Here is a 12,297-nt window from a genome sequence, read left to right on the forward strand (position 1 = left end):
TTAAATCTTGCTTGCTGAATGGCAAGAGAAAGAGGTCCAGCAATGGCTCAAACATGGCGAAGCTCACTATATCCGGAGAATTGGACACCCGGCTATAAAGATACCCAAGGAAGCTTTCTTCAAGACTTTTCCTATGCCGGTTATTGGAGAGGTGAAAAGCAGATTCCATCAACGCCTCCCGGCTCCGTCCATAATGTCGTAACGCAATACGGAGCAGACCCCAGCGGAAAAGCAGACTCGACGGCAGCCATCCAGAATGCGATCAATGCGGCAGGCGCTGCAGGCGGAGGTATCGTTTATTTACCCGCAGGTACATACCGCGTTCACCCGCAAGGGACAAGCTCAAGTGCGCTGTGGATTAAAAATAACAATGTCGTTCTGCGGGGGGCCGGCAAAACCGCAACTTTCATTTACAATGACGCAACAAATATGCGGGAGAAATCGATCATTCGCGTAGCTCCCGCCCACTCCGCTGACTGGCTAACCCCCACTAACGCGCCGACGCCTATCCGAAGCGACGTAAATCCTATGGCGACCGTTATTCCTGTAAGCAGCGTCAGCGGGTATAACGCGAATGATTTTATCGTACTGCATTCCGATGCTACGGATGCTTTCATTGCTGAACATGGGATGTCGGGCAAGTGGAACGCTGCAGCTGTTAAAGGACCCGCCTTCTACCGCAAAATCACGGCAATCGACACGGCAGCGGGTACGCTTACGGTAGATATTCCAATCCGTTATTCTCTCAAGACAAGAGACAAGGCAAGGGTGTTCAAAGTTGGAGAAATGCTGTCGGAGATCGGGATTGAGCAATTATCCATCGGCATGAAGCAACACGCTGGCTCCACTTGGGGAGATCTGGATTATAAGAAGGCGGGAACCTCTGCCTATGAGGTGCATGCCTCTAAAGCGATTGGTTTTTCATATGTGAAAAACAGCTGGATTCACGAGGTGGACAGCTTCAAGCCTTCTTCCAACACGAGTGATGTCCATTTGCTCTCTCACGGGATCGTATTGTATCAGTCCCGAGCGGTAACGGTTCAGAACACCCATTTTCAGAAGCCGCAGTATAAGGGAGAAGGCGGGAACGGGTATCTCTACTTAATGCAGGGCGAAGATAATTTGGTACAGCATGCCGCAGCTACCCTCGGCAGACATAACTTTACGTTCCAATATATGTGGACCAGCGGCAATGTCATTTATGACTGTACATCAAACAAACCGCGGCTGGCGACAGACTTCCATATGTATTTAAGCATGGCGAATCTTCTCGACAATATGACCCTGAACGGGGATTATATTGAAGCGATCTACCGGCCTTACGGAACCGTGGAGCATGGCTGGACCACATCGCAATCGGCCATATGGAATACAAACGGCGTCGCTTATGCCCCCGGGCAGTCGGCTATTGTGAAATCCAAACAATTCGGCCGAGGTTATGTGATTGGCACCCGCGGCGCAGCCAGCGGCGTAGAATTCAATGTACCTTCTTCGGAGCGATCCGCGCCGCAGGATTTTGTGGAGGGCATAGGAACAGGAGGAAATCTCTCTCCGCAATCGCTGTATTTGGATCAGAAGTTGAAGAGAATCGGCGGAATAACCGCCGTTAACTATAAGCCTATTCCTGGCAGGATAGAGGCTGAACAATACAGCGCAATGAGCGGCGTGCAGCTGGAGAACACGAAGGATGCCGGCGGTGGATTAAATGTTGGATGGATTGAAGCAGGAGATTGGATGGATTACGCCGTGCATGTAGCTGCTGCAGGGACTTATAAGGTAGAGCTAAGTGTCGCGAGTCAAGTCAATACCGGATCTCTCCAGCTGAAATTAGGCGATACCGTATTAAGCACAATACCCGTTCCTAATACGGGAGGATGGCAAGAATGGAAGATCGTGAGCGGCGAAGTAAGTCTCAGCGCAGGTCAGAAGACGTTGCGTGCTTACGCCGCAGGACCGGGATTTAATCTGAATTGGATTCAATTTACGAATCAACAGCCCGCAACTCAGCAGCCGACAAATTTGATAAAGAATCCTGGATTTGAAACCGGTCATTTGGAGGGTTGGACGGAATGGCATAGCGGTGCCGAATTAGCGTGTAAAGCGGATGAAGACAAACCGCGCACGGGCAGCTATAAGCTGACTCATTGGGGCGCTGGATCGTATCAGCAGCTTACGTCTCAATCACTGGCCGTGCCAAACGGAGTCTATTCCGTCAGCGTATGGGCCAGATCAGGCGGCGGACATAAGGCTCTCCATCTGTATGCGAAAAATTATGGCGCCGCGGAGGTTCAAGCGGTTATCGGAAGCCATCCCGTCGTCAATTATACGAGATACACGATTGATACCATCAATGTAACTAATGGCCGAATTGAGATCGGTGTCTGGAGCGACGCTAATGCCGGCAACTGGGCAGCGTTTGACGATTTCGAGCTTGTAAGAAAATAAAAGCCTAACGTGTCGGTATTGAAGACGCAATAAACCGCCTTCGTCATGAAGGCGGTTTATTTTTGAGTTAAATTCTCCAAGTATTCCCGATAAACGTTCCTAGCCACTATATCTATTTCAACTAGCCCATCGTCTTTTTTCGATTCGAGAGAATAAGGAATGCCGAAAAAATCAGCAAGGAAAAGTTAGCTAAAACTCCTAAAGTAAACCCAAATCTATCATGGCGGTAATCCATAATGGCTTGTCTTGCTATAATGACTGAGATGATAAGCAAATAAATGGGTATTCCTAAGTTTTTCTTCACGGATACCATCCTTCATTCAAATAGAATCACATTACTAAATTAAGCTTCGGACCACTTACAAAAAGCGGGAGCAATTAATTATCGGCCACGCATTTTGAGATAATATATTCTTTCATATCTTTCTACTCAAAGCACACATAAGTATTTTCTAAGCCCACCATTTCCTTTAATGATTTACCCATTGAATAATGATTTGGCTTATCTTTTGGAATCACACATAAAATATTCCCGGCTTTGCCTTGAGATAAGTTCGTTAACTGCAGAAGATCATCATTATCGTAGATGTACGATACGAGATAATCATAATAGTCGTTCTCTTTATTTGTCACATTTAATCCAACATTAAATAATCTTATCCTTGTACCGCTCCATATTTTTTCAGCGTCGCTTATGTTTGATATCGGAATCCATACGTTTGTTTGCATTTCTCTCATTACCTCATTTTGAAGTATGTTTTAGACTTCTTATTTATTGTAGTTCACCAATAACCATAGTATAAACCACTATTAATTAAGAAAAAGAAAAAATTATCGATGGTGGCTATTTTATCTGGGGCTCATGTGCTATGTTAATTACAAAATTACAGATTATGGAGGAGAAGATGATAAAAAAATACTTCTCGAAGTATCCACTTTGGTTCACAGTTATATATTGTTTAACTGCTTTAGCTGTACTTCTATCGATAATCATTTGGAGAAATGTTTATATCTCGCTTTGTTCACTTATAATATTGTATATTGCTAATGGATTTAGGACATGGAATCAGAACAGACCTCTCTCTGTTGTTTCATTCGGGTTGTGTATTGTGTTCTCCTACATAGTTTATCGGTTCATGACTTTGTGAAATTTGTGATTCTGATCACTATAAAATGGGTTAGCAGAGATTGAACATTTACTGTAATAAGTTAAAAAACAGCACCTCCATTGTTAGTCATGTCTAACATTTGGGGTGCTGTCTAATGTGTGGTTGCTGTCGTTCTGTATACTTAGGAAAATTGTGATTTTAAATCGGCCCATGGTTGTCGAATGGATACTACTGTCTCCCCCGTTCTAATAGCCTGATCAATCAGCAGTCCAATATAGTGATCCTGTGAAGCTTCCGGAAGACCATAAAATCCAGGCCCTCCTTCGGCATACACCGCCATCTTTTTCAAACAAACTGCAATTGCAATTTCATCGTCATAGAGCCTTGCAGGCATGCAGGGATTTTCGTATACCCATCGTTCTCCAGCCATGATTCCTTTAAGGAAGTAACCTTCCGCGTTCTCATACTCACCTTTATTGATTCGCTTTAAATCCATTTGTATCTGCGTGCAAGAAGGATCTTGTATGCTAATCCGATTATCGAATATTTCTCCCCGCTCCCCCCGCACGCATAAATGGTTCGAACGGGTCCATGAACGATGCTGATCCTTGGTGAAATCATAAATCCCCAGCTTTCCGCCAAAATCCAGCCAAGCCAAATCTCTCTCTGACTTAATTAATTTATCTTCTGTAGGCTCACCGCTCCGATTCGGTCCCGCGACCCAATCGGACTCAAACCTCATTCCCTTTATGGTGACTTCTTCAAATCGAACTCCTAACATTTTCCGAATTAAGCTAACCGCATGATATAAATGAGATATAGATACGGTTACTTGGTTAACCTTGCCTAACTGTCCGGACTTAATAATCTCATGTCGAGCTTCCTGTATAGGATGATACTGGTATTGTTCGGCGACTTGAATTCGCGCGCCTTGAAGGGTAAGCTTCTCGTGCAGCTGCAATAAACCTTCCAGGTTAGGTGCAGGCGGCGTTTCCGTAAGTACTGGAATTCCTCGTTCTGCCAGTTGCAGCATATAATCGATAGCGGCAGATGCAGGGATTGATAGTACAACAAAGTCCGGTTGTTCATTTGCCAAAAGCTGATCCAGCGTCCGGTAAGAAGTCACTTTCCACAACTCTTCCATGTACTTGCCTTTGCTTTCATCACGAATTACCATTCCGCTAACGCAAAATTGCTCTGGAAGGGCCTGCGCAATTCTAAGAAAATATTGTGCTCGGAAGCTTCCACCGCCTATGATGCTGAATTTTATAGGTTTTCCCATCAATTTCACCGCCTTAAGCAAATATTAGCTTCGATTAACATCGAGTCCCTAACTTCTTATAACGTCCGCCTACACTTAGCATTAATGGATCATGTTATCCCAATCCTCATTTATATTACGGTAACCCAAATTCACCAAAGCTGCACTTAGTTCTAACCATTCATGCTTTATATATCACTCTGGAATGAATAGATAGCCAGGATTATTGAAGCAATAGTTAAAAATAAAAAAAACAAAAAAATAAGAAAGAGCATTAACCAAATAGCTACATTACTAAACTCTTTTAGGATTTTCATATAATCCTCTCTCTCTTTAATGCAACTCGTGGGACTATATCGAGAGACAGCGGACGGTTGTTATAATGATGCTTATAACACTTTACTTCTCTTCATTCGATTTTGATAATCCAAAATTGCAGTAAATAGAAGTTCCTCATTAAAGTCTGGCCACATTTCGTTAGTGAACCAGAGTTCTGAATAGGCGGACTGCCAAAGTAAAAAATTACTTAGCCTTTTCTCCCCGCTTGTTCTAATAAGCAGATCGGGAGAAGGATTTTGTCTAGTATAGAGAAACTGTTCAAAGAGCTCTTCGGTTATTTCATCTGACTTCTTTGTGATCACTATAAATTTTACAGCTTGAAGTATGTCGCTTTTCCCTCCGTAATTCATTGCAAAAAAAACTTGGAGTCCAGTGTTCCCCTGAGTTTGATTTGAGACACTATTCATAGCTTGCTGCGTTTCTTCAGGAAATTTAGATATATCTCCAATAAAATCGACCCTTATGTTGTTCTCAATCAAGTCACGAATATTTTTCTCTTGTGCAAATACATTCACCAAACTAATAATATATTCAACTTCATCTTTAGGTCGTTTCCAGTTTTCGGTTGAAAAAGCATATAACGTTAAAGTATGGATTCCGATTTTATGACATATGCTTATTGTTTTACGCATTGCTTGCATTCCAGCGTAATGACCAGCAGACCTCGGTAATCCCTTACGGCTTGCCCATCGCCCATTCCCATCCATCATGATTGCAATGTGTTTCGGAATATTGTCATTCCAGTCTATTTTATTGTTAAGGTTATTTCTTACTCCACGTTTCAATTTTAACCAATTCACGCTAAATCCTCCTTAAAAAGCCTTAGCTTAATAGATATAATAATACCACATATTGGAACTCAGCTGCCCTTAGCACAACAAAAAACAGCCGTACATAATGCTCCGCTACTGTCATGTTGCTGAGCAATAGCCCACTTAGTCTAATAAAACTGTCACTGCTTTTGTTGTCTGCAGTTGGCCAATGAATGATCTTCTCGGGATTGTTACAATGTTCTTCATTTCATTTTGACAAGAATCGATAACATAAATTAAAAAAGCAACAATCTATATAGCTTGACAATGTTACAATGTTTTTGTCATCCGACATCAATCTAATTATGTCTATCCCATATAACAAGATAGGAGAAAATAATCATGCAGGTTTCTAATAAATCCCCTTTCCGCTTTGCTGGCTTTGGTGCTCTTATTACTTCAGTAATCATCGGCTTTTGCCTTCTTTTCGATAATCCTGAACGGGCAGCCAAAATCGGCATATCAGCTATATTCTTCACAATCGTCCTTTATTGCATCGTGAACATCATTAACTACAGACGGCAAGGTGTTCGCTACCGGTTCCTTGGCGTATGGATTGGAGTGGCCATGATGACCTTTATATTGGGTGCAATTGTGGCAAACGCTTTATAGAAACAAAAATAAGACTTGCCTATAGGGTAGCCTTTCCCAACAAAAAGAAAGCAACCTGCCATTGGTGGCAAGCTGCTCCTGGATGATTCCTATATGTCATCATATTTGACGAAATACTTATATGTGCCGCGAGAGGTTTGTATTACAATTTGATTAACACCGCTATTGAATTCCACATTCGAATAAAAATAATTTCCATCTATCGTTGTTTCACTAGCTCCCAAATCCCGACCGTTTATTGTTATCCTTATAGTATCGATATTATAGTTGTCCCACCAAATATCTAGTTTTTGTACAGCAGCATCTATTGTTGCCGTTGCCCCTTCACCAACGTAAATAATGTTATTTTGGACTTTTCTAGCCTTTACGCTTTGACTATCAGTAGGATAGATATCTAGATTTTCAATAAGTGGAATTAAAGATATTTTAGGAATATCCTTCATTTTTACATCTGCTTCTTCATTTGCTTTCTTCTGTTCCTCTATAGCATTATGGTTCATCCAAACACCGGCATCACTCAAAAGCCATGTTTCACCTGTAATTCTATTTATTTTCACTGGGGTCTGATTCAAATTATCATATCTATATAAGCCAAGGACAAGATAAAGAAACACCAAACCGAACGTAAGAATAATAGCAGTCATACTTACAGTCTTTTTATTCAATTTACTACCCTCTCCATATTATGTAATTTATATACGATAAATCGAATCTTATTAATAGATTAGTAGATTGGTCATCATCCCGAGCCAACTCCAAAAGATTGGGTGGATTAAAGCCTTCATGTATTTATTATACGAGGAACGAAATATGAAGATCAAACATTAGCTAGCCATAAAAAAATCAGTTCTCAATATTAGATAGTTCCTTATTTCATTTCCATTGTGTAAAGTATCTACAGGAGAACGGAAGCCATTCCGAAATCTCTCCTATTAAATACATTGAACCCGCTCCCTGATCGGTATAGAAGAAGGTATTTTTTTGCGCATAATGAAAAACAACCTATTCCCCATATGGATGAGAATAAGTTGTTTATCGGTTCATCCAAATGCCGGCATGACGGAACCGCGATACGGCGTTTTGGTATATCGATTAGAAACGGCAGAAGCACCTACGGCTTCAGGCTTAACCCGCGCAGACAATCCCATTGCTTCCACTCTCCCGACCATCTCAGCCACATACTTCGATGTTTTATTTTCCACTTCATCGGTACCTGCATCGATATCTACATAAAATTCAAAATTTGATCCATGGTAGATGTGTGGGATCACAATATCCTCGAGTGTTTCTCGCTTTGCACCATCAAAATACGCCGCGATTTCTTGGCTGAGCTGAGTTTCCTTACTGAGCTTCTCTTGCAGAGATTTGATCTCTCTTGGAATTATGACTTGGCGGTAGCAGAACCATGCCCCATTTCCCAACCGGTGAATGGTGATTGAAGTGATAAACTTCGTATAGCCTCTGTGTACTTGTGCATCCGTCCCAATGAATAGATTATAAGCTCTCCCGGGATCTGCGGTCATAAAATCCTTGATACGATCGAACACGTCATCAAGACGAAGATTCGTATGGGAAACATTCCGGAATTTCATTTCATGAAGCAATGCAAATTTTCTTGGTCTTTTCATAAGGTTCACCTGTAACGCAAGGTAGGTTTCTTCCTTTCTATTTTGAGTTTTTGGTGGGGATAGAGGGATTTGAACCCCCACGCCGTTACCGGCCATCTGAACTATGCCCCGATACTGGAGGAAGACATACGAGTTCTTTTACCAATAGCTCCATAGTGAAAAATATTTCTTAAGTAATCATCGCCTAAACTCCTCGGCTACGACTACAATCCAACTTACAATAACGAACAGCCTAGCGTTACATGTACCTATTTCCTGCCGGGCTACTACGCAAGGAGATTGTAGGCTCGATTGTAATCATAATCTAGAGGTTTGACGTTCTTCTTCTTATTTGGGATTACTTTCATCTGGTGGTTAACGCCGTGCCAACTGCCACGCAGCACTGAGGGATCGAGCTTTCCTTGCTTAACCAGTCTTTCTCTATTCTTCTTTGCATTACTCTTTGCCATTAAATGAGCTCCTTTTTGTTTATGTTTTTTTGATTCTCTCGGTATTATTTATGGTAGGGATGACAGGACTTGAACCTGCGACCTCATGGTCCCAAACCACGTGCTCTCCCAAATTGAGCTACATCCCTATGGCGGATAGGATTGGGTGCTACCCATTAATCTGTCAGCTACCCAATCAGCAGCCTATCTGATACTTCCTATCCATAGCTATTCCATATTGGTAGGCCCGGAAGGGATTGAACCTTCGACCTTCCGATTAAGAGTCGGTTGCTCTACCGCTGAGCTACGAGCCCGTATGATGGTGCAGCTGGAGGGACTTGAACCCTCACGTCCTAAGGACATCGCGTTTTAAGTGCGATCTGTCTGCATTCCAATCACAGCTGTGGGTTGGCTACCCCTTCAGGACTCGAACCTGAGATCGCGGAGTCAAAGACCGCTGCCTTACCGCTTGGCTAAGGGGCAATATTGGGGAGATCAACCGGAATCGAACCGGCGATAACGGGGCCACAACCCGTCGCCTTGGCCATTTCGCCATGACCTCCATGGTGGTTGGAAGTGGAATCAAACCACTGACGCATGGCTTTTCAAGCCATCGCTCTACCTGCTGAGCTATCCAACCGAATTTGGTGACGCATGTGGGATTCGAACCCGACGAATGCAGGAGTGAAAGTCCTGTGGCTTAACCACTTGCCGAATGCGCCATAAAAAAAGCTGCCTTATCACCGGAATCCATCAGCTTAAGATGGAATGGCCGGAAACTTGGTAGCCCATAAACGTTTCAATAATGTCTCGAAATAACCTACCATTTAACTTTCCGGTGGATTCATTCGATGAAACGTGTATCGACTACCTCTAAAAGGGTTATTGGGTATAAGAAACTAAAGAGCACCGTAATTCTCTCTTGATGATTGAACCATTGTTTTTTCGGTTGAACTGCAATGTCCAGACTTTTCATTTTCTTCACCCTTTCCCTTTCAATTGTTAAATCCTGCATCTCTTAAAGCAGCCATTGGGATTCTTCATAATTGCAAACATACATTCGCATTCATGGATAAAAAAAAGACTGCTCTACCTAGATCCTTTCCTATTGCCATTCAGGCATAGAAAAAGACCACTTGGCAACAAGTAGTCTTCACATAATCACTATATAGACTGACCGCCAGCTAGGATGTGAAACACAACCTGTTGGATCGTCCTAAGCGTATGCAAAGACTTCGTTTATGAAGTTGGTGATAGGAATATTGAATGCCGTCCCACGGTTTGAGCTCATTATTTGATAACGCCATTGGATTAAAGATTGATTGGAGCTGTTCGAAAAACTTTTTCATGTCCCTACACCTTCCTTTCTAAACGAAATTTTGTTTGCCTCTTGATGTTACTCAGGATAACACCTTCAAAATCCTCTGTCAACCACTTTTTTGTATTTTTTCAAATGATTAACTTTCATTAGTTAAAAAATAATAAGGGCTACCTAGCTTCTAGCCTTTTTCTGCTCGATACAGACAAACTATCGAGACAAAAAAAGACTGCCGCAGCAGCCCTATCGTCCGAAGGATATATACGTATTCCTGCAGTTAATCAGGAAACTACATTCCCTCAAAGAAAGGATCTGATGACGGATGGTGCATATGATTACAGGAAATAAAGTGGCAACCTAAATCAGAGTTCCACTGTGGTTCCAATTCCGCAAATGAATAAATTGGTTTGTTAATCATCTCCAACCGTCTCCTTTCTTCTCGCTTCTGTGATAATGACATAATAAACCATTGATTTTCTTGTCGTCAACGATGAAAATAATTTATTATTAAATCCCTCTCGTATTTCTAAGCGATGAATATCAAATTTGTTCTTCCAATGACTCTCCGATAATTCTAACCTCTGGCTCTAACGATATATTAAATTTCTCGTGCACCTTCGTTTTAACCCGTTCGATTAACCGGATATAGTCTGTTGCTGTACCTTCATTCACGTTAACCATAAAGCCGGCATGCTTAGTCGATACCTGCACACCGCCGATCATTTCCCCTTTCAAACCACTTTCTTGAATCAATTGCCCTGCAAAATGGCCAGGAGGACGTTTGAATACACTTCCACATGACGGGAATTCAAGAGGTTGCTTTTCTTCCCTTAGACGGGTTAGCTCCTCCATTTTCCGTTCAATCTCTAACTTTATGCCTGGACGCAGCTGAAATACAGCTTCCAACACGATATAGTTATGCTTGGAGATGCAACTCTTCCGATAATCGAATTCCAGCATGTCGTTTGTGAGTCGTTGAAGAACTCCTTCTGAGTTGATGACGAGAACGCTCTCTACAACATCCCTCATCTCCCCCCCATAACAACCGGCGTTCATAAATATCGCACCGCCTACGGTCCCGGGCACACCACAGCAGAACTCCAATCCAGTTAAGCCTTGATCAAGTGCGTAGCGAGATACCTCAATAATTGGCACGCCGGCTTGAGCGATAATCTTATCATCTTCTTTCTTTATTTCCTGCAAGGTTGTTAATAGGAGAACGATACCTTTAATTCCCCCGTCTCTTACAATGACATTAGAGCCATTCCCTAGAATCGTAAGCGGGATTTTATGACTGGATGCAAATATAACGATTTTCTCGATGTCTTCATACGTGCTTGGTTTAATCAGTATTTCCGCAGGTCCTCCCGTTCTGGTGTACGTGTAAGGCTGTAACGACTCGTTGCATGTGACAGTGGCTTGTGGAATCAACTGATGTATGATTTGCTTCATATTCATTATTTTCTCTCCCTTATTTCTAGAAAAATCCCCAGCTTCCCACAGGTATGGTCAACGGGGATGCTTTATGTATATGCGCACGCGCGGAATTCCGAGATCAGTGAAGAATTTCAGACGTCTGCCGTCTTTTAAAGAACAATCGTCAAAGCAATTGATTTACTCTTTTTTATTTCTTTATACTCAAGGCCTCTCTTATTTGTGAAGAAAGGATGATCAGCCTTTGTATTCGTCTAAAGTTTGAAATAACTTATGCCTTACCCCACAATCCTTTATACTCTACATTATCACTCATGAACGAGCTCAGTAAGCGGAAGATACTAATAACTGAACTTACCATATTATTGAAATATCCTTCTCGTTAATGAAATGAAGCCGCCTTAAAGGCAGCTAACATTTTTAGTTTATTTAGTTTTGGGCCTTAATATTATATTCGATACACCATACAATTGCCAAACCTTATTATCTATTTATTAATGGTTTCATGAATTGATTAGTTCTGTTAGATAAGATTTATTTATGCATACTCAGTTCCCCAACGAGAGTCTGAGTGAGGAAATTTAATCATTTCGAGGAAGCTTAACACTTTAAAAAGCACTTACAACTCTTTGTCGCTTTTCGGAGATGAAGATTGTGCTTTATTCAAATTTGAAATGCCAATTGCAATGTACAAAAGCAAGCCGAAAGTAGCTCCTCCAAGCAATACTAATCCAATCTCACCCGGCAAAATTGGGAACCAGACAATTGCCTGGCTCCCTTGTTGTTCATTCAAAATATGCGCGGCTAAAATCAACGCTTCCTGCGTAATTAACCTGCATGCCTTTCAAATACGGATTTGGAGAATATCCCTTTTGTATTAGTAAAGCGGGAGAATCACGGATCAGCTGCCA

General features: G+C 42.0%; 10 protein-coding genes and 6 tRNA genes. 2 read left to right on the plus strand and 14 right to left on the minus strand.

The genetic code is table 11. The features are described 5' to 3' along the window. Positions 1–42: 42 nt before the first annotated feature. Positions 43–2,445: a carbohydrate-binding protein gene (locus M3194_RS20850; RefSeq protein ID WP_251656020.1), complete on the plus strand. Its 2,403-nt coding sequence runs from the start codon at positions 43–45 to the stop codon at positions 2,443–2,445. Between the two features lie 426 nt (positions 2,446–2,871). On the opposite strand, the gene M3194_RS20855 is transcribed toward M3194_RS20850, so the two are convergent. The 3 genes from M3194_RS20855 to M3194_RS20865 all read right to left on the minus strand — a co-directional run bounded on the left by M3194_RS20855 (position 2,872) and on the right by M3194_RS20865 (position 5,954). After that, on the minus strand, positions 2,872–3,174 hold the full coding sequence (locus M3194_RS20855; protein ID WP_251656021.1) for a hypothetical protein: 303 nt from the start codon (positions 3,172–3,174) through the stop codon (positions 2,872–2,874). Between the two features lie 561 nt (positions 3,175–3,735). After that, positions 3,736–4,836: a Gfo/Idh/MocA family protein gene (locus tag M3194_RS20860; RefSeq protein ID WP_251656022.1), complete on the minus strand. Its 1,101-nt coding sequence runs from the start codon at positions 4,834–4,836 to the stop codon at positions 3,736–3,738. A gap of 368 nt (positions 4,837–5,204) precedes the next feature. Next, positions 5,205–5,954: an isoprenyl transferase gene (locus M3194_RS20865; protein ID WP_251656023.1), complete on the minus strand. Its 750-nt coding sequence runs from the start codon at positions 5,952–5,954 to the stop codon at positions 5,205–5,207. 354 nt (positions 5,955–6,308) lie between these two features. Between M3194_RS20865 and M3194_RS20870 the strand changes: the two genes are divergently transcribed. Continuing rightward, positions 6,309–6,578, plus strand: a complete 270-nt coding sequence (locus tag M3194_RS20870) for a hypothetical protein (RefSeq protein ID WP_251656024.1) — start codon at positions 6,309–6,311, stop codon at positions 6,576–6,578. Between the two features lie 89 nt (positions 6,579–6,667). Here M3194_RS20870 and M3194_RS20875 read toward each other — a convergent pair whose 3' ends face one another. From M3194_RS20875 to M3194_RS20925, 11 genes are all read right to left on the minus strand, one after another. Then, positions 6,668–7,243, minus strand: a complete 576-nt coding sequence (locus tag M3194_RS20875; RefSeq protein WP_251656025.1) for a hypothetical protein — start codon at positions 7,241–7,243, stop codon at positions 6,668–6,670. A 375-nt stretch (positions 7,244–7,618) separates the two neighbouring features. Continuing rightward, a complete protein-coding gene (locus M3194_RS20880) occupies positions 7,619–8,302 on the minus strand; it encodes a ribonuclease H-like YkuK family protein (protein WP_251656026.1) in 684 nt (227 codons plus the stop codon). Positions 8,303–8,472: 170 nt separating this feature from the next. Beyond that, on the minus strand, positions 8,473–8,655 hold the full coding sequence (locus M3194_RS20885; RefSeq protein WP_251656027.1) for a hypothetical protein: 183 nt from the start codon (positions 8,653–8,655) through the stop codon (positions 8,473–8,475). Between the two features lie 51 nt (positions 8,656–8,706). Then, positions 8,707–8,783: transfer RNA gene (locus tag M3194_RS20890), tRNA-Pro, on the minus strand. Positions 8,784–8,873: 90 nt separating this feature from the next. Further along, a tRNA-Lys gene (locus tag M3194_RS20895) sits at positions 8,874–8,948 on the minus strand. A 95-nt stretch (positions 8,949–9,043) separates the two neighbouring features. Beyond that, a tRNA-Gln gene (locus tag M3194_RS20900) sits at positions 9,044–9,117 on the minus strand. A 4-nt stretch (positions 9,118–9,121) separates the two neighbouring features. Next, a tRNA-His gene (locus M3194_RS20905) sits at positions 9,122–9,196 on the minus strand. Positions 9,197–9,198: 2 nt separating this feature from the next. Further along, positions 9,199–9,274, minus strand: a tRNA-Phe gene (locus M3194_RS20910). A gap of 5 nt (positions 9,275–9,279) precedes the next feature. Next, positions 9,280–9,356 (minus strand) — tRNA-Glu (locus tag M3194_RS20915). A gap of 1,136 nt (positions 9,357–10,492) precedes the next feature. Beyond that, a complete protein-coding gene (gene murB, locus M3194_RS20920) occupies positions 10,493–11,410 on the minus strand; it encodes a UDP-N-acetylmuramate dehydrogenase (protein WP_285889420.1) in 918 nt (305 codons plus the stop codon). A 595-nt stretch (positions 11,411–12,005) separates the two neighbouring features. Next, on the minus strand, positions 12,006–12,200 hold the full coding sequence (locus M3194_RS20925) for a hypothetical protein (RefSeq protein ID WP_251656028.1): 195 nt from the start codon (positions 12,198–12,200) through the stop codon (positions 12,006–12,008). Positions 12,201–12,297: the final 97 nt, after the last annotated feature.

This window comes from Paenibacillus glycanilyticus, from assembly GCF_023715145.1.
Lineage (GTDB): Bacteria > Bacillota > Bacilli > Paenibacillales > Paenibacillaceae > Pristimantibacillus > Pristimantibacillus glycanilyticus_A.

What these genes read in the sequence shown, in the direction of transcription:
- M3194_RS20850 (WP_251656020.1), top strand. Translation starts at nt 43, where the DNA reads ATGGCTCAAACATGGCGAAGCTCACTATATCCGGAGAATTGGACACCC.
- M3194_RS20855 (WP_251656021.1), bottom strand. Translation starts at nt 3,174, where the DNA reads ATGCAAACAAACGTATGGATTCCGATATCAAACATAAGCGACGCTGAA.
- M3194_RS20860 (WP_251656022.1), bottom strand. Translation starts at nt 4,836, where the DNA reads ATGGGAAAACCTATAAAATTCAGCATCATAGGCGGTGGAAGCTTCCGA.
- M3194_RS20870 (WP_251656024.1), top strand. Translation starts at nt 6,309, where the DNA reads ATGCAGGTTTCTAATAAATCCCCTTTCCGCTTTGCTGGCTTTGGTGCT.
- M3194_RS20880 (WP_251656026.1), bottom strand. Translation starts at nt 8,302, where the DNA reads ATGGCCGGTAACGGCGTGGGGGTTCAAATCCCTCTATCCCCACCAAAA.
- M3194_RS20885 (WP_251656027.1), bottom strand. Translation starts at nt 8,655, where the DNA reads ATGGCAAAGAGTAATGCAAAGAAGAATAGAGAAAGACTGGTTAAGCAA.
- murB (WP_285889420.1), bottom strand. Translation starts at nt 11,410, where the DNA reads ATGAATATGAAGCAAATCATACATCAGTTGATTCCACAAGCCACTGTC.